At 34.4% G+C, this 22,430-nt stretch carries 23 protein-coding genes; all 23 read left to right on the forward strand.

What is annotated here, in order from left to right; translation table 11 throughout:
• The 23 genes from atpH to AAEU33_RS13700 all read left to right on the forward strand — a co-directional run bounded on the left by atpH (position 1) and on the right by AAEU33_RS13700 (position 22,317).
• Positions 1–540, forward strand: a complete 540-nt coding sequence (gene atpH, locus AAEU33_RS13590) for an ATP synthase F1 subunit delta (protein WP_345988060.1) — start codon at positions 1–3, stop codon at positions 538–540.
• Positions 541–558: 18 nt separating this feature from the next.
• Complete coding sequence (atpA, locus tag AAEU33_RS13595) at positions 559–2,136, forward strand: F0F1 ATP synthase subunit alpha (protein ID WP_172278494.1); 1,578 nt, start codon at positions 559–561, stop codon at positions 2,134–2,136.
• A gap of 86 nt (positions 2,137–2,222) precedes the next feature.
• Positions 2,223–3,086, forward strand: coding sequence for an ATP synthase F1 subunit gamma (gene atpG / locus AAEU33_RS13600; protein ID WP_172278492.1), 864 nt, complete (start codon positions 2,223–2,225; stop codon positions 3,084–3,086).
• Between the two features lie 105 nt (positions 3,087–3,191).
• Complete coding sequence (locus AAEU33_RS13605; RefSeq protein ID WP_172278490.1) at positions 3,192–4,550, forward strand: hemolysin family protein; 1,359 nt, start codon at positions 3,192–3,194, stop codon at positions 4,548–4,550.
• Positions 4,551–4,561: 11 nt separating this feature from the next.
• Positions 4,562–4,867, forward strand: a complete 306-nt coding sequence (locus AAEU33_RS13610) for an ATP-dependent Clp protease adaptor ClpS (RefSeq protein WP_172278488.1) — start codon at positions 4,562–4,564, stop codon at positions 4,865–4,867.
• A gap of 129 nt (positions 4,868–4,996) precedes the next feature.
• Positions 4,997–5,611, forward strand: coding sequence for a uridine kinase (gene udk, locus AAEU33_RS13615; protein WP_273648198.1), 615 nt, complete (start codon positions 4,997–4,999; stop codon positions 5,609–5,611).
• Between the two features lies 1 nt (position 5,612).
• The gene (locus tag AAEU33_RS13620; protein ID WP_172278484.1) at positions 5,613–5,966 is read left to right on the forward strand and encodes a septum formation initiator family protein; all 354 of its coding nucleotides are present in this window, start codon (positions 5,613–5,615) and stop codon (positions 5,964–5,966) included.
• Between the two features lie 43 nt (positions 5,967–6,009).
• The gene (locus tag AAEU33_RS13625) at positions 6,010–7,176 is read left to right on the forward strand and encodes a methylmalonyl-CoA mutase family protein (protein WP_345988062.1); all 1,167 of its coding nucleotides are present in this window, start codon (positions 6,010–6,012) and stop codon (positions 7,174–7,176) included.
• On the forward strand, positions 7,173–7,613 hold the full coding sequence (locus AAEU33_RS13630; protein WP_345988064.1) for a DinB family protein: 441 nt from the start codon (positions 7,173–7,175) through the stop codon (positions 7,611–7,613). Before AAEU33_RS13625 ends, AAEU33_RS13630 begins: the two co-directional genes overlap by 4 nt.
• A gap of 260 nt (positions 7,614–7,873) precedes the next feature.
• Positions 7,874–8,944 (forward strand): RsmD family RNA methyltransferase, encoded by a 1,071-nt coding sequence (locus AAEU33_RS13635; protein ID WP_345988066.1) that lies wholly within the window; start codon positions 7,874–7,876, stop codon positions 8,942–8,944.
• A 139-nt stretch (positions 8,945–9,083) separates the two neighbouring features.
• Positions 9,084–9,359 carry a hypothetical protein gene (locus AAEU33_RS13640; protein ID WP_345988067.1) on the forward strand — a complete coding sequence of 92 codons (276 nt, stop codon included), beginning with the start codon at positions 9,084–9,086 and terminating at the stop codon, positions 9,357–9,359.
• 167 nt (positions 9,360–9,526) lie between these two features.
• Positions 9,527–10,906: a dipeptidase gene (locus AAEU33_RS13645; RefSeq protein WP_172278474.1), complete on the forward strand. Its 1,380-nt coding sequence runs from the start codon at positions 9,527–9,529 to the stop codon at positions 10,904–10,906.
• A gap of 305 nt (positions 10,907–11,211) precedes the next feature.
• On the forward strand, positions 11,212–12,135 hold the full coding sequence (locus tag AAEU33_RS13650) for a T9SS type A sorting domain-containing protein (protein WP_172278472.1): 924 nt from the start codon (positions 11,212–11,214) through the stop codon (positions 12,133–12,135).
• Positions 12,136–12,507: 372 nt separating this feature from the next.
• Complete coding sequence (locus tag AAEU33_RS13655) at positions 12,508–13,524, forward strand: T9SS type A sorting domain-containing protein (RefSeq protein WP_345988069.1); 1,017 nt, start codon at positions 12,508–12,510, stop codon at positions 13,522–13,524.
• A 77-nt stretch (positions 13,525–13,601) separates the two neighbouring features.
• The gene (locus tag AAEU33_RS13660) at positions 13,602–14,309 is read left to right on the forward strand and encodes an SDR family oxidoreductase (protein ID WP_345988071.1); all 708 of its coding nucleotides are present in this window, start codon (positions 13,602–13,604) and stop codon (positions 14,307–14,309) included.
• 148 nt (positions 14,310–14,457) lie between these two features.
• A complete protein-coding gene (locus AAEU33_RS13665) occupies positions 14,458–15,204 on the forward strand; it encodes an electron transfer flavoprotein subunit beta/FixA family protein (protein WP_345988072.1) in 747 nt (248 codons plus the stop codon).
• A gap of 43 nt (positions 15,205–15,247) precedes the next feature.
• Positions 15,248–16,195 carry an electron transfer flavoprotein subunit alpha/FixB family protein gene (locus AAEU33_RS13670; RefSeq protein ID WP_172278466.1) on the forward strand — a complete coding sequence of 316 codons (948 nt, stop codon included), beginning with the start codon at positions 15,248–15,250 and terminating at the stop codon, positions 16,193–16,195.
• A gap of 107 nt (positions 16,196–16,302) precedes the next feature.
• Positions 16,303–16,902, forward strand: a complete 600-nt coding sequence (locus AAEU33_RS13675) for a bifunctional nuclease family protein (RefSeq protein WP_172278464.1) — start codon at positions 16,303–16,305, stop codon at positions 16,900–16,902.
• Positions 16,903–16,923: 21 nt separating this feature from the next.
• A complete protein-coding gene (locus AAEU33_RS13680; RefSeq protein ID WP_172278462.1) occupies positions 16,924–18,306 on the forward strand; it encodes a nucleoside permease in 1,383 nt (460 codons plus the stop codon).
• 276 nt (positions 18,307–18,582) lie between these two features.
• Entirely contained in the window at positions 18,583–18,969 is a 387-nt protein-coding gene (locus AAEU33_RS13685; protein WP_345988074.1) for a hypothetical protein, read from the forward strand.
• Positions 18,966–19,385, forward strand: coding sequence for a hypothetical protein (locus AAEU33_RS13690; RefSeq protein ID WP_345988076.1), 420 nt, complete (start codon positions 18,966–18,968; stop codon positions 19,383–19,385). The genes AAEU33_RS13685 and AAEU33_RS13690 overlap by 4 nt, the downstream gene beginning before the upstream one ends.
• 63 nt (positions 19,386–19,448) lie before the next feature.
• Positions 19,449–20,627 (forward strand): acetyl-CoA C-acyltransferase, encoded by a 1,179-nt coding sequence (locus tag AAEU33_RS13695; protein WP_172278450.1) that lies wholly within the window; start codon positions 19,449–19,451, stop codon positions 20,625–20,627.
• Positions 20,628–20,826: 199 nt separating this feature from the next.
• Positions 20,827–22,317, forward strand: coding sequence for an MFS transporter (locus tag AAEU33_RS13700; protein WP_273648184.1), 1,491 nt, complete (start codon positions 20,827–20,829; stop codon positions 22,315–22,317).
• Positions 22,318–22,430 lie beyond the last annotated feature (113 nt).

Raw genomic sequence — 22,430 nt, forward strand, 5'->3', positions numbered from 1 at the left:
ATGCTTACATCTAAAGTAGCTAAAAGATACGCACAGGGTTTGCTTGATTTTACTAATGAAACAGGGCAAACGGCTACTGTATTTTCTGAAATGAAAGATGTGGTAAAGCTGATGTCAGTATCTGCGGATCTGAACAAGTTTTTCCTTACACCTTACATTGATGCTAAAAAGAAAATAGAAGTAGCTGATGAGATTTTCAAAGGTTTGTCACTTTCTTCGCAGAATTTAATCAAATTGGTTATCAGACAAGGTCGTGAAAGCCAGTTGAAGAATATCGCTCAGGAATTTATCAATAAAGTAGAAGATGTTAATGGTGTACAGAGAATCACTTTAACTACTGCTACTGAGCTTTCAAAAGAAAATATTGATCAGATCTTAGGATCTACAAACCTGGTAAAAAATACTTCAAATTTTGATTTGAAGGTTAATGTAAATCCTAAGATTTTAGGGGGTTATATTTTAAGAGTAGGAGACCAGCAGATCGATGCATCTGTTAAAAGCAAACTTAATCAGGTTAAAAAAGATTTTCAATTAAATTAAGACAAAAACAACCATACAATGGCAGAAATAAATCCGGCAGAAGTATCTGCGATCTTAAAACAACAATTGGCCAACTTCGACACTCAATCTAACGTTGAGGAAGTAGGTACAGTTTTAACCATCGGTGATGGTATTGCTCGTGTATACGGGTTAGAAAACGTACAATACGGAGAGTTGGTTAAATTTTCTAGTGATGTAGAAGGTATTGTACTTAACCTTGAAGAGGACAACGTAGGGGTTGCACTTTTAGGAGAAAGTAAATTAGTAAAAGAAGGTGATACAGTAAGAAGAACAAACAGAATTTCTTCAATTAAAGTAGGGGAAGGTATGCTAGGAAGAGTAGTTGATACTCTTGGTAACCCTATCGATGGTAAAGGTCCTATTACAGGGGATTTATACGAAATGCCATTGGAAAGAAAAGCTCCTGGAGTTATCTTCAGACAGCCTGTAACTGAGCCTCTACAAACAGGTATCGTTGCGATCGACTCTATGATCCCTGTAGGAAGAGGACAAAGAGAGCTTATCATTGGTGACAGACAAACAGGTAAAACGACTGTTGCTATTGATACGATCATCAACCAAAAAGAATTTTTTGATGCAGGGAAACCTGTATATTGTATATATGTTGCAATTGGACAAAAAGCATCTACAGTAGCTCAGATCGTTAAAACTCTTTCTGATAAAGGAGCTTTAGCTTATACTGTAATTGTTGCCGCTAATGCATCAGACCCTGTTCCAATGCAGGTGTATTCTGCTATGGCAGGTGCTTCTATCGGTGAGTATTTCAGAGATACAGGTAGACCAGCTCTTATCGTTTATGATGACTTGTCTAAACAAGCTGTTGCTTACCGTGAGCTTTCTCTTCTATTGAGAAGACCACCGGGACGTGAAGCTTATCCTGGAGACGTTTTCTACCTTCACTCAAGATTATTGGAAAGAGCTGCAAAGGTGATCGCTGATGACAATATCGCAAGCCAGATGAATGACCTACCTGAATCTTTGAAGCCTTTGGTTAAAGGGGGTGGTTCATTAACTGCACTTCCTATTATCGAAACTCAGGCTGGTGACGTTTCTGCATATATTCCTACTAACGTAATTTCAATTACAGACGGACAGATTTTCCTTGAATCTGATCTATTCAACTCAGGGGTTCGTCCTGCAATTAACGTAGGTATCTCCGTATCAAGGGTAGGGGGTAACGCTCAGATTAAATCAATGAAAAAAGTGTCTGGTACATTGAAACTTGACCAGGCTCAATATAAAGAACTAGAAGCGTTCGCTAAATTTGGTTCTGACTTAGATGCATCTACTTTAGCTGTAATCTCTAAAGGGGAAAGAAACGTGGAGCTTCTTAAGCAGCCGGTTAACTCTCCACTTCCGGTAGACAGCCAGGTAGCAATGATCTATGCAGGTACTGAGAACTTGTTAAGAAACGTTCCTATCAGAAAAGTGAAAGAATTCCAGGCGGAATATATCGCTTTCTTAAGATCTAAGCATCCTGAAACGATGGCTGCTATTAAATCTGGAAAAATTGATAACGAAATTACAGACGTTCTTAAGCAAGCTGCTAACGATCTAGCTTCAAAATATAATTAAAAAATTAGTTGATGGTTTTTGGTTGATAGTTGACAGAAATTTCTAAAACTAGCAACCAACAACCGACAACCAACAACTAACCCAATATGGCAAACTTAAAAGAAATACGAGGAAGAATCAGTTCAATTTCATCTACGATGCAAATTACACGTGCTATGAAAATGGTTTCTGCTGCGAAACTTAAAAAAGCACAGGATGCAATCGTGATGTTAAGACCTTATTCCGAGAAACTACAAGAAATCATTCAGAATGTAAACTCTAGTTCAGATCCTGATCAGGTTTCTATATATGCTCAAAAGAGAGAGGTTAAAAGAGTGCTTTTTATCGCTGTAACGTCAAACAGAGGTCTTGCCGGTGCATTTAACTCATCTATTGTAAAAGAGCTTAATATTCAGTTTCAGAATAATTCTCAATACGATATTGAAGTTCTTACAATCGGTAAAAAAGCATATGATGCTGTAAGAAGAAGCCGTACTGTATATGCTAATGAAAGTGCCGTTTTTGATAATTTGAACTTTGATGCAGTTTCTAACCTTACAGAAGGGGTTATGAACAGCTTTAAGGAGGGTAAATTTGATGAGATTTATTTAATTTATAATAAATTCATTAATGCTGCTACTCAGGAAGTAACCAAAGAGCAACTTCTTCCTATCCTGATGCCTGAAACTACTGAACCACAAGTAGAAACAGATTATATCTTTGAACCTAACAAGAATGAAATTTTGGATAACCTTATTCCAAAATCTATAAAAACTCAGGTTTTCAAAGCTGTTTTAGATTCAGTAGCATCTGAGCATGGAGCTAGAATGACTGCGATGCATAAAGCAACAGATAATGCCCAGGCTTTGAAGAATGATTTGGTAATCTTCTATAACAAAGCGAGACAGGCTGCTATTACAAACGAAATCCTTGAGATCGTTTCGGGAGCAGAAGCTTTGAAAAATTCATAAGAAAAATATTTAGTAAAATATTAAAGCATCGAGTATATCGATGCTTTTTTTTGTTATTTTTATTTTCTATATCTTTGTAAAACTAAATTTTATATAATTTTCTAAATGGACTCGGACATAGTCAGGCTTTTGCTAGCCTTGTTTCTTGTATTACTTAATGGCTTTTTCGTAGCCGCTGAATTTTCAATTGTTAAAGTTCGTTATTCGCAAATTCAAATTAAGGCCGCAGAGGGGGACTCAATGGCTAAACAGGCAGAGCACATCATAAAACATCTTGATGAATATCTTTCTGCAACACAATTAGGAATTACATTAGCTTCACTTGCCCTAGGTTGGGTAGGAGAAAGCGCATTACACCATATTGTAGAGAATATCTTTATATCTATCAATTTTCAATTAAGTGCTGCTTCAGTTACTTCTATATCGTTAATCATCAGTTTTGTTCTTATTACGATTATGCATATAGTGTTTGGAGAATTGATTCCTAAATCCATTGCAATCAGAAAATCAGAAGCTACCACGATGGCAACTGCTGTTCCTTTGAGGATCTTCTATACGATTTTCAAACCTTTTATCTGGTTGATGAATTCCATGTCGAACGGGGTTTTAAGATTAATGAAAATCCATCCCGCATCTGAGCAGGAAATCCATTCTACAGAAGAACTTCAGCTTTTGGTAAAACAAAGTGCTGATAGCGGAGAAATAGAAGAGGAAAACTATGAGATTATTAAGAATGCGTTTGATTTTACAGATCACTCTGCAAAGCAAATCATGGTTCCCCGACAGAATATTACATCAATAGATTTTGAGGAAGATATCAACGATATTATCAATAAAATTATGGATAGTGGTTATTCCAGAATTCCCGTATATATAAACTCTATTGATAACGTGATCGGTATTCTCTATACAAAGGAGATTATCAGAGAATTTGTTAAAAGAAAAGGTGAGCTGAATCATGAAGATCTGAAAACCCTTATGCGTGATGCTTTCTTTGTAGTGGGGAGTAAAAAGATTTCCGATCTCCTTAAGATCTTCCAGCAGAAAAAGCAACACCTGGCAATTGTTATTGATGAATTCGGTGGTACCGAAGGTATTATAACACTTGAAGATATCCTCGAGGAGCTGGTGGGAGAAATTCAGGATGAGGAAGATGACGAAGATAAAATTGTTGATAAGATTGGAGACAACATCTATTGGGTTCAGGCTACACAACCTCTCGAAGAAATTAATGAATTCCTGCCTAAAAAATTGGCTCCTTCTGAAGAAAGCGAATATAATACATTAGCAGGATTTATTCTCCACGCATTAGAAGATATTCCTGTGGAAAATCAGGAGTTTGATATTGAAAACTACCATTTTAAAATTCTAAAAATGAATAATAAAAGCGTTGAGCTGGTAGAATTGGTGTATGAAGGTCCAAATGTTATCAATGATTTGGCAGATAAATTAGGGGAAGTTTAAATAATTCTAAAATGATTTTTTATAACAGTATAAAGGATTACGAAAATCCAAAACGCCAGTACGAGGAAGAAGTTCTCGTGTTGGAAGAAACGGATGATGTGTATAAGCTGATTGTACATAATGATGATGTACATACTTTTGATTATGTGATCGACTGCCTTGTGGAAATTTGTAAGCATACATTTGAGCAGGCTGAGCAATGTACGATCCTGATTCATTATAAGGGCAAATGCACTGTAAAAACAGGCTCTATGGATGTACTGAAGCCTATGCATGAGAAATTGATTTCAAGAGAGCTGACAAGCGAAATAGTATAACAAAAACACCGGCATCATTGCCGGTGTTTTTATTTGTATGTGCTTTCCATATAATTTAAAGATGGATTACTTTACTTGCATTCAAGTAAAATAGTATATTTGTACCAACTATATAGAAACTCAAAAAGAATGCTTGTAATAGGAATTGCAGGAGGAACTGGATCCGGCAAAACTACAGTTGTGGATAAAATACTCCAACAGCTTGATATCGAAGGAATGAACATCTTGTCACAGGATAATTATTATCATGATAACCATAATCTTACATTGGCTGAAAGGGAAGCTTTGAATTATGATCACCCGAAGTCTATAGATTTTGAACTGATGTTAAAACACGTCAAAGCTTTAAAAAATAATGAGCCCATTGAACAGCCCATTTATAGTTTTGTTACGCATTCCAGAACCGGAGACCACGTGACTGTAGAACCTAAAAATGTATTGGTTGTGGAAGGTATTTTAGTTCTTACTAATAAAGAGCTGCTGAAAGAATTTGATTTGAAAGTTTTTGTTCATGCAGATTCTGATGAGAGGCTGATCAGAAGAATTAGAAGAGATACCCAGGAAAGAGGTAGAGATTTAAGTGAAGTTTTACATCGCTATCAAACTACTTTAAAGCCAATGCATCAGGAATTTATTGAACCTTCAAAAAATGAGGCTGATCTTATCATCCCTAATATGAAGCAAAATTCTGTAGCGATTGATTTTTTAACTACTGTGATAAAAAACTCGTTGAGAAAACACTAAAATGGCAAATAAATTAATTAAAGACATCCAACCGAAATCCGAAGTCGTTAAACTGCTTCAGAAATACATTGTAAACAGGTATTTTATTACTATCTGTTTGTTTTTAGTGTGGATGATTTTCTTTGATAAAACATCATTTCTGGTAATTAATGAGCTCAATGGTGAGATCAGTAAATACCAGGAACAATTGCAGTATTATAAAACGGAATATGAAAAAAATGATACGTTTTATAAAAAGCTCATGAATAATAAATCTGAAAAAGAAAAATACGCAAGAGAAAATTATTTTATGAAAAAACCTGATGAGGAAATCTTCATTCTTGTTGTGGATAGCACTAAAATATCGAAAAAATAAAATTCATAAAATAAAAGCTCTTAATCCTATAACTTTCCACTAAATGTCAAATATTAATACCCTTCCTGATTGGGAAAATTTAGTAAAAAAGCAACTTAAAACAGAAGATATCTACACAATTCTGAAAAAAGAAAATTTAGAAGGAATTGTAGTAAAACCTTTCTATGATTCTGTGCCACAGCTTTTGGTTAATCTTCCCAAAGTTGAAGAAAGCACTCATTTGGTTGCCCAGTACCATGAAAGTCTGGAAGATGATGTTTTTGCATTTCTTTTAAATCAGAATGTTGAAAATTTAGAAGGAAAAACCATTTTCGTTAATAATAAAGATCTTGCAGAGCATATCAGCCCAAAGGATGAAGATCAATACTTTTCGCTGATTGATGTATTTAATGAACAAAATGGAATAATTAATGATCAGCTGGCCAGGGAGCTATTAGCTAAAGATTTCAGAAGAAATATTTGTATAGATATTTCTCTTCATCAAAATGCAGGAGCTGCAATTTATCAGCAACTTGGAATAGCATTAGCAAAAACGAAAGAACTTATTGAAGTTTTTGGAGCTGAAATCTTGGATAAATTGATTTTTAAAATTGCCGTAGGAGGAAATTATTTTTTTGAAATGGCAAAGATAAGAGCATTTAAACTCATCTTTAACCAGCTTTCAAAAGAATATAACCTTAACGAAATCCCTTATATTTTTGTTGAAACTTCATTAAGAAATAAAGCAGTTTCGGATAGTGAAAATAATCTTATCCGTTCCACATTGGAGCTTGCCGCAGCAATGATTGGTGGTGCTGATGCGGTTTATAGCAATAATTATCTTGTAAGCAGAAGTACGGATAATTCAGAGGAAATTTCTTTCAAGCAACAGATCGTGTTGGCTTACGAAAGTATCATTAATGTTTTTGAAGATGCTGCCAATGGGAGTTATTATGTTGAAGATCTCACACGACAAATTGCAGAAAAATCCTGGGGTCTGTTTTTGGAAATAGAAGACGGGGGTGGCTATCTGGAATTAATCAGACAGGGAGTTATTCAGAAAAAAATCTATCAGCACGCTATTGAAGAGCAGAAGTGGGTGGAAGAAGGAAAGATCAAATTAATAGGAGTGAATCTTTATCCAAAATTGGAAGCTAAAAGATCAATTGATGAATTGTATTCTGAAAAAGAGATAAAGCCTGTACGTTGGGCGGAAATGTTTGAATTATGATCGATAAGCTAGTTGATTTATTTGAATATACACATCATTATAATCAGAAAATAATTAAGCTGGTTAAAGATTATACGCCGAAAATAGATGAAAGAACTATTGCATTAATCAATCATACGATTAATGCTCAACAAATCTGGAATGCAAGGATATTGGGAGAAGAAACTTTCGAAGTCTGGCAGGTCAATCCACTTGAAGATCTGGAAGAGATCAATCACCAGAATTTTTTAACAAGTATTCAGATTGTTCAGAATTTTAATCTTGATAACCGAATAGGATATCAGAACTCAAAGGGGGCAAAATTTGAAAATAGTGTCTTTGAAATGCTTTTCCATGCAATCAATCATTCTACTTATCACAGAGGGCAGATTAATTCTCTATTAAAACAAAACGGTATTGAGCCGTTATTAACAGACTATATCTTTTATAAAAGGTAATTTTATATTATTTAAAGCTGTAGTGTTCTTCTCTATCGATCTACTTGAAATTAACAGGCTTAAAACTCTAAATTTTAGTTGGTTTCAATACTGATTGCATTGCTAAAAGGATATTTAGAAAAATAAATGGAAATTTAGAATATTAAGAAATTAAACATAAACATCTTTGTAGATCAGGTAAATCTGTGGTTGAAATATTAAAAAAAGAGGTTCAAAATTTTATAAATGCAAATCTGACTACAGATTTACATTCATTATTATTGAAAAAATCGCCATTTGATGAAGTTAGCATGCAGGAAATCGTTCATCAAATAAAGGGAAGACAAGTTGCTTTAAAGAAATTTCCTTTTTTATTACGTGATGAAATTATATTTCCTCCTCAGCTCAATATGGAACAATCGTCTTCTGAAAAAACAGCGATTTATAAATCAACTTTGATAAGTGGGAAAAAATTCATTGACCTTACCAGTGGCTTTGGAATTGATGCCTACTATCTGTCACAAAATTTTGATGATATAGTCTTAGTAGAACAAAATACTGAACTTTTAAAAATAGTTGAACACAACTGGTCGGTTTTAAATAAAAAAGCCAAATTTATTAATCTAAGGCTTGAAAATTTTCTTGAGCAGAATAAAGAAGTTTTTGATGTTACGTATTTGGATCCGGCCAGAAGAGATAGTAGTAAAAATAAAGTTTTTCTTTTAGAAGATCTCTCACCCAATATTCTTGAAATCCAGGATCATTTACTATCCATTTCAAATAAGGTAGTAGTAAAACTATCGCCACTGATTGATTTAAAATATCTTCTCTCTGTATTAAAGAATATTTCAAGAATTGATATTATCGCATTAAAAAATGAGGTAAAAGAGGTTGTCGTATTTCTAACACATGATGAGCCTGAAAAAGTCATGTGCCATTGTATCAACTTAGATAGTGGAGAGTCGGACTTTGTATTTCAATTGGGTAATGAAGAATTTGTTCATTCAGAATATTCCGAACCAGAGCGTTTTATATATTTGCCAAATAACTCCATTTTAAAAGCAGGTGCGTTTAATCTTATATCTGAAAAATTTTCCCTAAAAAAGCTTCATCCCAACACTCATATCTACACTTCAACAGAGAAAATTGAAGGCTTTCCGGGAAGAGTTATGGAAATGGAAGTTATTGGAAATAAGCAGATTAAAAAGAAGGAGCAATTTAATATCATTTCAAAGAACTATCCTTTGAAACCAGATGAAATCAAAAAGAAATACAACCTGAAGGATGGTGGAGAAAGATATCTTATTTTTACACAATCCAAAAAAGGTAAAATTATTTTAAAATCAGTATAAAAATGTTGTCAAAAGGAGCAGGATTTCTTAATTTTGGGCAATCTAAAATTTAAGCATGAAATCGCGGCTGTTGGGATAATTTAGAATAGACTAAAATAGAGCGATTCCATATGACCTTTTAAAAAAATAAATCTTACATATGAAAAAATTAATTATATGTTTAGCCATTGCAAGTGTAGCAGTAAGCTGTAAAAAAATACAAGCTGGAGGAAATAAGAATACTTTAAAGCTAGAAGAGGGAGCAGAAAGATATTCAGATGATGTGCAAAAAGGTGGAGAAACTCATGGTCATGATGCTACAGCTGAACATAAAGAAGCTGCTGTTGCTGAAAAACATGGAACAGAAGCTCCAAAAACAGACAGTACTGCTACAGCAAAACCCGTAGAAGCTGAAAAAGCTAAAGCTGAACACTAATTATTATTAGAAAATATAAAAATGTCTTGCCAGGTTGCAGGACATTTTTTGTTTTTGGTTTGTAGTATTGGCCGATTCTAAATAAATAATTGGCTAAAGGAAAATTCTTTGTTTTTGCTTGCTGCTGCAGACCATTTTCTTTAATTTTAACAAAACAAATTTTTACAATGCAAGAGACATTAAATTACATCAACGAAAACAAACAGCGTTTCGTGGATGAATTATTTGAGTTATTGAGAATTCCTTCTATTTCTGCAGATCCCGCGTATAAAGATGACGTATTGAAATGTGCAGAAGTATGTGCAACACATTTAAAAAATGCGGGAGCCGATAATGTGGAAGTATGCCAAACAGCTGGTTACCCAATTGTTTTTGGAGAAAAGATCTTAGATAAAAATCTTCCTACTGTTCTGGTATATGGTCATTATGATGTTCAGCCTGCTGATCCTTTAGAATTATGGAAGAAACCTCCTTTTGAACCATATATAGAAAAGACAGAGCTTCACCCGGATGGGGCTATTTTTGCCAGAGGTTCTGCAGATGATAAAGGACAGTTTTTTATGCATCTAAAGGCATTTGAAGCGATGATGAAAACCAATACTCTTCCTTGTAATGTTAAATTTATTTTAGAAGGAGAAGAAGAAGTAGGATCCGTAAGTCTTGGTGATTTTGTTAATGAAAATAAAGAAAAATTGGCTTGTGATTGCATTCTGATTTCTGATACTCATATTTACAGCAATGAGCAGCCAACTGTTACAACGGGTTTGAGAGGTTTAAGTTATGTAGAGGTAGAAGTAGAGGGGCCAAACAGAGATTTGCACTCCGGATTGTATGGAGGTGCAGTTCCAAATCCAATCCACGTTCTTTCAAGAATGATTGCAAAATTAATCGATGAAGATGGACATATTACAATTGACGGGTTTTATGATAATGTAGATATTGTTTCAGATCAGGAAAGAGCTGAAATGAATAAATTGAAAGATAATCCTGAGGAGTTTAAAAGAGCTATCGGATTAGGTAACATAGAAGGAGAAAAAGGATACACGACTTTAGAAAGAACATCAATCCGCCCAACATTGGATTGTAATGGAATTTGGGGTGGTTATACCGGAGAGGGAGCAAAAACAGTTATTCCTTCAAAGGCTTTTGCAAAAATTTCTATGCGTTTGGTGCCTTATCAGACTCCGGAAGAAATCACTGAAAAATTCACCAGATATTTCGAAAAAATTGCTCCGGATACAGTAAGGGTAAAAGTAACTCCGCATCATGGAGGGATGCCTTATGTTTTACCGACTGATACCAAGGAATTTGCAGCTGCTAAGCAAGCAATGGAAACGGCATTTGGAAAAGAGGTATTACCTTACAGAGGAGGAGGAAGTATTCCTATTACCTCAATGTTTGAGAAAGTATTAGGTGCAAAGTCTGTATTGATGGGCTTTGGATTGGATTCTGATGCCATTCACTCGCCTAATGAACACTATGGATTGTTTAATTTCTATAAAGGAATCGAAAGTATTCCGCTCTTTTTTGAAAATTATTCAAAATAACAGAACAGTATGAGAAGCTAGGTGCTTGCACATATTGCAGTAAACAAAAAAATAGGATACCCCACTAGGTATCCTATTTTTTTTATTTTCACTAAGGTATTTTTACATTAAAATGTTATTTATGGTTTATTTTATTAATGATTTATTTTTTTTAAAAAATACATATTTTTCACTATTATGTGGATTAATTTATCTTATTTGTTATTTATATGATTGATTATTTTTGATTGTTTTATTTATTTGATAAAATTTTTTTTAATCAATAAAATGAAATATCTTTACGGTGATAACTAAAAAATTATATCATGAAAAAAATCTACATTCTGGGATTATTACTTGGAGTAATGAATCTAAACGCTCAAACTGTTATTTTCTCTCAACCTACAACTACAACTAATGGTATTGTTGCCGATGTGCTCGCCAATGGGAATTTTGTTGCAGCTGCTGATGACTTTACGCTTGCTAGTCAAAGTACAATAACAAAAATTTCTATTTCTGGTTTTCAGAGTTCTGGAACTCTTGAAACTACTGTTGGAACTGGTTTAATGTTATACATTTATGCTAATTCAGCGGGTAGCCCTGCAGGAATTCCTAACAATCCGGCTGTAGCTCCGATAGCAGCTATTAATATTGCTAAAGGTGCTCCAGGGTATGGCTTGGTAAAATCTGGAACTTCCAATTATACTTATAATATTGATGTGGCAGCTGCGCTATCAACACCTCTTGTATTACAACCTAATACTGTTTACTGGTTAGTATTTGCGGCAAAAACAAACCTAACGGCTTATACGGCAGGTCCTCGATTTAATTGGTTTGCAGGAACAATAAATGGGAATCCAGCTAAGTTAGTTGATCCAAGTGATGCTTTTGGAGCGGGAGCAACTGATTGGACGGATTTATTTGACTTAACAAATACTGCAGCACTTAATGGTTTGGCTTTTTCTATTGAAGGCACAACGACAACACTAGGAGTTACAGAAGTTACAAATTCGCAAGATTTTCAAGTTTTTCCAAATCCGGTTAAAGATGTTTTGAAATTCAGATTTGGTAACAATTTAAAATCTGAAGGAATTGATATTTATGACATGAATGGAAGAGTGATTACTTCAATTTCTAATAATAAAAATGTTAATGAAGTAAACGTATCAAGCTTTACAAAAGGAACTTATATCTTAAAGGTTAAGGCAAGTGATGGAAAAGTATATGTTCAAAAAATCATTAAAGAATAAAACTAATAAACTTTAGTATAAAAAACGCTCCAATCCGGAGCGTTTTTTTATTGCCAAAATATTTCATTGATTAATTTTAAAAATACCTAAAACTAGGTAGAAATAATTACCCTTTTCCTAGTATTGGTAATCTTTTAGTATCAAGATAGTTTTGTAATATAAAATCGGTCAGGCTCAGAATAAGTCATCACGAAAAAATCAACAAAATGAGGTCTGCGGATATACCCGTATCACATCATGATTTTTCCAGGTTGATTTATTTTTTTATTTCATGAGCAACCTTTTCAGATTTTAGTTGTCTTAATAATGAATATGGATTCTAAAGGAATTTGTACTAAAAAATTAATGTTATAATACTAAAAAAATTATGTTATGAAAAAAGTTTTATCTATTAGTGTATTTTTATTTGGTTTATTCCAAACATGGAATGCTCAGTCCTTACAAGGTGATAATTTTAATTCCTATACCATAGGAAATGTCGGAACTACTATTACTCCAAACACTTTAGGGCAAGGTGGATTTCGTACCGATTTTGCAGGAGGGTTTAATTCAGATGCACAGATTGTAAATATCGATGCTTCTCATGATAAATCTTTGCAGCTTACGGGAAGTGCTACTGCAACAGGGACAAGATATATGTGGAAAGACGGTTTACCGGCTGCCTGGGCCGCTAGAACGCCGGGAAATGATATTTTAAAATTGGAATTTAATTTATATACAGGAAGTGCTACAGGAGGTTCAGGCAGGGGAACTGTTTTAGTTTATGATACCACGACCCATAAAACGCTTCTTGGAGCAGGATATGATTATGCTTCACAAAGAGTTGTAGGCATAGCATATTATACCAATACTACGACAAATGTAACGGGTAATATTCTTTTTTATCTGGAGCCTAATACATATACCTATCCAGCAAATACGTGGATTACATTAAAATGTACATTTAATAAAACTACAGGGGTGGTAACATGGTTAAGTCCGGGCGGTATTGTTTCTAGTCCTCCGGCTACCTACATTCCTGCCGCCCCCGGAGTAGATCCTTTTGAAATGGATTTCGTTTCTGTTGTTGGAGCGGGAAATACGGTTGCTCATATCACTTCTTTTGATAATTATACACTTTCAGCTACAAATAATGGAGTATTAGGAACAAAAGAAGCTTCCGTGTTGGACGATAGTGTTTTGGTTTATCCAAATCCTGCAACTGATTTTGTTGCTATACAATCCAAGTCAACTGTAACTAAAATTGAAATTTTTAATGCTGCCGGAAGAAATATGCATGCGCAATTTGATGGAGATAAAATTGATGTAAGGCATCTCGGTTCAGGTGCTTATATCATCAGTATTGAGACCATAGATGGGAAGATATCTAAAAAAATTATTAAAAAATAAATAACTGATTAATCTTAGCAAGAATTAACGCTTCAATTGAAGCGTTTTTTTTATTTTAGGGAATTAAAGTGAAATGTATGATCGAAAATAAAGTAGCCTATATAACAGGAGGAACCAAGGGGATAGGTTTTGGAATTGCCAGGATTTTATTGGAAAACGGAGTATCAGTTGCCTTTTCAGGACGTAAAAGAGAAGATGTAATGAAAGCAGAAAAAGAATTGCAGTCATATTCCGGACAGGTTTTAGGGATTGTTTCAGATGTGAGAAGTCTTGAAAGTGAAGAGGAAGCTATAAAATACACTGTACAGAAGTTTGGAAAAGTAGATTTTGTAATTGCGAATGCAGGACTAGGGATATTTAAGCCCGTAGATGAACTTACTGTGGAAGAATGGAATACTATGATAGAAACGAACTTAACCGGCCCTTTTTATACGTTAAAAGCTTCAGTTGAGGAATTAAAGAAGACGGAAGGATATTATATTACAATTTCAAGTCTGGCAGGAGCTAATTTTTTTGAAAACGGAACTGGTTATAATGCCTCAAAATTTGGGGTTGTTGGCTTTACACAGGCCGCAATGATAGATCTAAGAAAATATAATATTAAAACAACAGTCATTATGCCGGGATCTGTAGCGACGAATTTCAACGGGAATGTTGTTTCAGAAAAAGATGCATGGAAAATTCAGCCTGAAGATATGGGAAATCTGGTGTTGGATATTTTAAAAATGAATCCACGGGTTTTACCTAGTAAGATAGAGTTCAGGGCGACTAAACCGGCAAAATAAATACATTTAATGTATTGAATAATAAAATCATAAGTATTATGCATGCATAATATATTTTTTATTTATATTTACAGAAATTAATCAAACAAAATCTCTGCATAACAACACCAGGCTTTTATGCAATAAAGAGAAAAATAAAATAGTACACATGAAAATATTAGTTTGTATTAGTAGTGTTCCGGATACTACTTCCAAAATTAACTTTACAGCAGATAAGTCTGCTTTCGACAAAAACGGAATTCAGTGGATAATCAATCCATTAGATGAATTTGCGTTGACAAAGGCAGTTAAACTTCAGGAGTCCCAAGGAGCTACAGTGACGGTTATTAATGTAGGAGATGCTGCAACGGAACCGGTTATCAGAAAGGCATTGGCAATTGGTGCAAATGATGCAGTTAGAGTAAATCTTGATCCAAAAGATAGTTATTCAACAGCTAAAGAAATTGCTGCTGTTGCTCAAAATGGAGGTTACGATCTTATCCTTTGTGGAAAAGAGTCTATTGATTATAATGGAGGTTCTGTTCCCGGAATGGTAGCACAGTTGCTAAATCAGCCGTTTGTGAATGCATCTGTTGGTTTGGATGTTAATGGAAGCGAAGCTACTGCAGTAAGAGAGATTGAAGGAGGTAAAGAAACGATTTCTGTAAAACTTCCTGCTGTGATTGCCGGACAGAAAGGTTTGGTGGACGAAAAAGATCTAATTATTCCTAATATGAGAGGGATTATGTCTGCAAGAACAAAACCTTTGCAGGTTGTTGAGCCTACTTCTTCTGAAGTGAAAGTTCAGGGAGTTTCTTATGATAGTGTTCCTCCAAGAGCTGCTGTGAAAATGGTTTCTCCGGACAATCTGGATGAGCTGGTAAGATTACTTCACGAAGAAGCTAAAGTGATCTAAATCTTTTAATTATTAAATTTTTTAATCTTTTAATTCAAAAAAAATGGCAGTATTCGTATACGCAGAAAATATAAACGGAGTTTACAAAAAAGCAGCTTTTGAAGCAGTTTCGTATGCTAAAGCTATTGCTGATCAGGCGGGAGATACCGTTACAGCAATTTCTGTAAACCCTACAGATTCTTCAGATTTATTATATAAATATGGAGCATCTAATGTCATCAATATTAAAGACGAAGGTCTTAAAAACTTTTCAGCAAAAGCATTTGCTCAGGCAGTGAGTGAGGTGGCGAATGGAAACATAATTGTTTTTCCTCATACTACCGATGCTTCTTCCGTAGCTCCTATGTTGGCTGTAATGAAGAATTTTTCTTTAATTACCAATGTATTGGCAGCTCCTGAAAGTATTTCTCCGTTCCAGGTGAAGAGAAGAGCTTTCTCAGGAAAAGGATTTATGCATGCTAAAGCTGAAGGGACGGGAGTAATTATTACTGTTTCTCAAAATGCTTTCGGAATTAAAGAGAATCCGGTGTCAGGTTCTGAAGAGGTGAAAAACTTATCAGTGGCTAATGAAGATACTAAGGTGGTTTCTCATGAACAAAGCTCAGGGAAATTAGATCTTAAAGAAGCTGAAATTGTAGTTTCAGCGGGAAGAGGTTTAAAAGGTCCTGAAAACTGGGGAATGATTGAAGATCTTGCCAATGTTTTAGGCGCGGCTACAGCTTGTTCCAAGCCTGTTTCCGATATTGGTTGGAGACCTCACACTGAGCACGTAGGGCAAACAGGTAAAGCAATTTCTCCTAACCTTTATATTGCAGTAGGTATTTCCGGTGCTATCCAGCATTTAGCAGGAGTAAACTCTTCTAAAACAATTGTTGTGATCAACAGTGATCCGGAAGCTCCTTTCTTCAAATCAGCAGATTATGGGGTAGTTGGTGATGCATTCCAGATTATTCCGGCATTAACTGAAAAAATTAAAGCAATCAAAGGATAAAATTTAGTTTTATACTATATAAAAAATGAAAGTTCGGGTTTTTCCGAGCTTTTATTTTTGTCCAAAAAGTAAAACTTACATTCAAAAATTACTTTATCTTTGTAGCTATGGATTATAAACAGCTAATTATTCGAGGAATATCGTACAGCCAGACCCAATCAGGGGCGTACGCTTTGTTATTGGAACATGAAGAAACACACATAAAGTTACCTGTTGTTATAGGAAATTTCGAGGCACAATCCATTTCTCTTGGTCTGGAGAAAGATATTCATCCACCACGTCCTCTTACCCATGATTTATTTACAAAATTTATAGTTTCGGCAAATTATGAATTGGTGTCCGTGATTATTTATCAAATTGTAGATGGAGTTTTCTTTTCCAACATAAACTTCAAAAATAAAATAACGGAAGAAGAACTGATTTTAGATGCCAGAACTTCTGACGCCGTTGCTATGGCAGTACGCTTTGACGCACCTATTTTTACCACTCAACAAGTCTTAAATGAAGCAGGAATTCTTTTGGAATTGGAAGATGTTTCCAAGGAGGAACAGTCATTTTCTGAAACAGTTCAGACAGAAGATAATTTAAGATCTCTCTCTATGGAGGAATTACAGAAATTATTGGAAGATGCTGTAAAGGAAGAAGACTTTGACACCGCTTTGGAGATTCAGGAAGAAATCAAAAGGAGGAAAAAGAAAATTGACTAAAGAGATACTTACAATTAAACTATGAATTTAAAATTACGACTTACCATCCTCAGCTTTCTGCAGTTTTTTGTTTGGGGTGCATGGCTGATTACGATGGCTAATTTTTGGTTCGGTACAAAACATTGGGATGGAACTCAGTTTGGAGCTGTTTTCGGAACAATGGGGATAGCTTCTATCTTTATGCCTACCATAACCGGGATTATAGCAGACCGTTGGGTAAATGCAGAGCGGATTTTTTCGGTTTTACAGATTCTTTACGGAATTGTCTTATTTATCTTGCCACATACAGGCGATCCTAATTCATTCTTTTATGTCATGCTGGCTGCTATGTGTTTCTACATGCCTACTATTGCTCTTGCCAACTCTATTTCATATACGATACTGAAAAATAGTAATCTGGATGTTGTAAAAGACTTTCCACCTATACGGGTTTGGGGGACAATAGGATTTATTGTAGCCATGTGGATAACAAATCTTACAGGAAACAAAGCAACCGAAGGACAATTTTATATCGGAGGCGTTGTTGCAATTTTATTAGGAATTTATGCATTAACTTTACCTAAATGCCCACCTCAAAAACTGATTGATAAAAATGCTCCGTTATCAGAGCAATTAGGACTGAATGCCTTTAAACTTTTTGCTAATTATAAAACAGCATTATTCTTTTTATTTTCCATGCTTTTAGGGGCTGCCTTACAGCTTACCAATGCGTATGGTGATGTATTTTTGAGTGAATTTGCTCATTTTCCTAAATATGCAGATTCTTTTGTGGTGCAGAGATCAACAATTATTATGTCGATTTCACAGGTTTCGGAAACACTGTTTATCCTTGCAATTCCTTTCTTTTTAAAGAAATTCGGTATAAAGAAAGTAATGTTGATGTCTATGCTTGCCTGGGTTTTAAGGTTTGGCTTTTTCGCATATGGAATTCCTGAAGGATATGGGCTTGCACTGATTATTCTTTCCTGCATTGTTTATGGAATGGCATTCGATTTCTTCAATATTTCAGGTTCCCTTTTCGTAGAGACCACAACCGATAAAAAGATCCGTTCTTCTGCACAGGGTTTATTTATGATGATGACGAATGGTTTTGGAGCTGTTTTTGGAAGTTATATGGCAGGTTGGGCGATTGATAAATTCTTTACACGTGAATTTACTAATGTAAGTGATTTATCTGCTTATCTGGAAACAACTCCCGATAATCCGACATTTTTAGAAATTCTGAAAAATTCTTTTAATGCAGCTGTTAATTCCGATGGGACTTTATCCTCTATTGTGATGGTAAAAGACTGGCAAAATATCTGGTTATCTTTTGCAGCATATGCATTAGTTTTGGCTATTCTTTTTGCTCTTTTATTTAAACACAAACACGATCCAAAAGAAGTGGCTCATATCAATCATTAAAAAATATAGAGATTATTATCAACATATTATATGCACCTTACTCTGAGGTGCATTTTTTACTTTCAGACAGCCTTTTAAATCTTTTCAACATTAGTTTGTCTGTGAAAAAAGATCTTAGTCTGATTTTTACTAATGATGCGCTAATAATGAACAAAAACGGAATACAAATAGGTTTAGAAATTTTCAATTTAATGTTTTGATTTTTAATAGGATATCATGATATTGAACACGCTTTTATAAGTGTGTTTTTTTTTGTATTTTGGCATTTTAAGAATTATGAAAAATATTCAGTTAATAGGATCATTATTAGTAATCGCAGGAAGCTTTTTACCGCTGGTTCATGTTCCTGTAATTGGAAACTGGAATTACTGGAAGCTGGATCACTCACTGGCAATAATTTGCTGGATTTTGGGTGTTTGTGCTCTTTTTGGAGTGGTTAACAATCGTTTTAAAATGGGGCAAATTTTAGGCTTTTTACTTATCCTTTTGTTTATATTTACCCTGGCTGCCATTAAAATGCAATCTTTGAATTATTTCAGTTTTCTTCCTTTTGCATCATGGAGAGAGACATTTGCGGGTGTGGTTAAGCTCAAATGGGGATGGATTATAGAGTTTTTAGGAGCTTTTTTATTATTAATTAAAAAAAACACAACAAAAATATGAAACATCTCAACATTTTATTCATTTTGCTTTTTGTCTTAAGTTTTTCACAGGTAAGAGCCCAGCAAAATATTTTTCTGACCTCAGATCAACCTGCAAAATGTCAGAATATAAAAACAGGAAAATTCTTACGTGTGGATATGCCTATTGATGAATGGGTAATGACTGTACAAGACAATATTCAAACAGAATATTATAACAAAGGTAAAGACTATATAAAATCACGATTAGATTTCGTAGATGATTGTAATTATAAAGTTACGCTGATAGCCAAATCTGAAGAAAGCTACCCTATGAAGCTGGGAGAAGTAATGGTAAACAGGGTTGTAGAAACTGATCGTAATTTTATTAAAATTACTTCAGAATATAATAATAAAACGACAGAATTTATAATTAGTAAAGTCGAAGAAATGAACTAATTACTATCAAATAAAATGAAGCCGTAAGGTTACATATATCAATAAAAAAAATAAATCATACACATGAAAGAAGTATTCATCGTTTCCGCAGTAAGAACACCAATGGGGAGTTTTATGGGAAGTTTATCAACTGTTCCTGCTACAAAGCTGGGAACTGTTGCCGTAAAAGGAGCATTAGACAAAATTGGTCTTGATCCGAAATTGGTTCAGGAAATTTACATGGGGAACGTATTACAGGCAGGAGAAGGGCAGGCACCTGCCCGTCAGGTGGCATTAGGAGCAGGACTTTCTATCGAAACTCCGTCCACAACAGTAAATAAAGTTTGTGCTTCAGGAATGAAAGCCGTAACAATGGCGGCACAAGCTATTAAAGCAGGTGATGTAGATATAATCGTTGCCGGAGGAATGGAAAATATGTCTTCAGTACCTCATTATTATAACGCAAGAATAGCAACCAAGTTAGGCGATGTTAAAATGCAGGATGGAATGGTTTTAGACGGTCTGACAGATGTTTACAATAAAGTTCACATGGGTGTTTGCGCAGAAAAATGCGCAACAGATTATTCTATCTCAAGAGAGGAGCAGGACCAGTTTGCTATCGAATCTTATAAAAGATCAGCTAAAGCATGGAGTGAAGGTAAATTCAACGATGAGGTTGTATCTGTTGAGATTCCTCAAAGAAAAGGAGAACCTGTAATTTTTGCTGAAGATGAAGAGTATAAAGCTGTTAATTTTGACAGATTGCCAACACTTCCAACAGTATTTAAAAAAGAAGCAGGAACTGTAACTGCAGCTAATGCCTCAACTTTAAATGACGGTGCTTCAGCTTTGATTCTTGTGTCTAAAGAAAAAATGGAAGAATTAGGACTTAAGCCTTTAGCGAAGATCGTTTCTTACGCTGATGCAGCTCAGGAGCCTGAAAACTTTACAACAGCACCTGCTAAAGCTTTACCTATTGCTCTTAAAAAAGCAGGGTTAGAACTTACAGATATTGATTTCTTTGAATTTAATGAAGCATTTTCAGTAGTTGGTTTGGCTAATAATAAGATCTTAGGATTAGATGCCGCCAAAGTAAATGTAAATGGAGGGGCTGTTGCTTTAGGACATCCACTGGGAAGCTCTGGTTCAAGGATTATTGTTACTCTGATTAACGTTTTAAAACAAAACAATGCTAAATATGGTGCTGCAGCTATCTGTAATGGTGGTGGAGGTGCTTCAGCTATTGTTATTGAAAATATCTAGTATTCAAATTCTTTTTGAATATTTGAATTGGAGCTTTAAAGGCTCCAATTTTTGTTTTAAAACCTGTAATTATTATTCAGGACCTCTACATATCAATAGTATTTAAAGAATTGATAATATATCTGGATATTCTAATTAATAAAAAAAACTGCTGAATATTCAGCGGTTTTTCTATTTTTGTGCATCTAATATATTTGAAATGTCCGAAACAGAGAATCAACGACCAAAAAATATTAAGAATAATCCAAAGATAATGAAGGCCTGGGCAGTGTACGACTGGGCCAATTCTGTTTACTCTTTGGTTATTACTTCTACCATCTTTCCTATTTATTATTCTATTCTTACTACCGCCTATGAAAAGAAGGAGTATGTAACTGAGACAAAACAATGGATTGATGTCCCTGTAAGGCATTTAATAAAGATTTTTGGAAAAGAATATCAACCTGATGCAGTGTATGGATATTCACTTACCATATCGTTCTTTATCGTAGTATTATTATCTCCATTTTTATCTTCTTTGGCAGATACGATCGGAAATAAAAAATCATTTTTGCAATTCTTCTGTTATCTTGGAGCTACTTCATGTATGGGATTGGCTATGTTTACAGGAATGCATAATGTATTTTTAGGATTACTTTTCAGTATTACTGCAAGTGTAGGATTTTGGGGAAGTCTGGTATTCTATAACTCATTTTTACCCGATATCGCAACTCCGGATAAGCAGGATGCTCTTTCAGCAAAAGGTTATGTCTACGGTTATATTGGTTCTGTAGTTTTAGTTGTTATTTGTTTAGTTCTGATTCAGGTTTTCGCTAAAGGTGCTGCCCAACAACTTTTATTTACAAGAATAAGTTTCTTATTAACGGGAGCATGGTGGTTTGGTTTTTCCCAGTATACTTTTAAACATTTGCCACAATTTGGAAATGTAAAAGATAACCTGCCAAAGGATCTGGTTTTATTAAATTATAAGAATATATTCAAAAAACACGCAGAACAAGGAGGCTTTTTTGAGGTACTTAAAGATAATATGAGCTTTTATAAGGATATTGCCAAAGAAAGCTTTCATGAACTTTTTAAGGTAGGAAATGAGCTTTTTAAAGATAAAAATCTGAAATTTTTCCTTTCGAGTTTCTTTTTTTATAGTGTAGGAATGCAAACCATTTTCCTCATGGCTACGCTATTTGGTAAAAGTGAAATTAATCTCGCACAGGATAAACTTATAGGGACTCTTTTGGTAATCCAGATCGAGGCAATTATAGGAGCTATAATTTTCTCCAGATTATCAAAGAGAATAGGAAATAAAAATGTAATTTCTATCGCTATTGTGTTATGGATTGTAGCCTGTCTATGGGCCTATTTCTTAAATAAAGAAAATCCAAATGTTGAATATCAATTTTATGGAGTTGCAGCAGTTGTAGGTTTAGTGATGGGCGGGCTTCAGGCGATGTCCAGATCTACATATTCAAAACTGTTACCTGAAGATTCAATGGAAAATACAACCTATTTTAGTTTTTATGATGTATTGGAAAAAATAGCCATTATTATCGGAACATTTATTTTCGCAACATTGATTGAGCATTTTAATAATATGCGTATTGCTGCCCTTTCAATGACTTTATTCTTTGGGGTTGGTCTTATACTGATTAGGTTCCTGAAGGTCAAAATGCTGAAAGATCGTGATACATTGTAGAAGACATAAATAAAAAAGACGCTTATAAGCGTCTTTTTTATTTAAAAGGTCTAAAAAATGATAGAAGCATATTGTTAATTAAATAGCCTTTTTGTTATATTGTACTTATCATT

Source organism: Chryseobacterium sp. Chry.R1, assembly GCF_039645525.1.
Lineage (GTDB): Bacteria > Bacteroidota > Bacteroidia > Flavobacteriales > Weeksellaceae > Chryseobacterium > Chryseobacterium proteolyticum.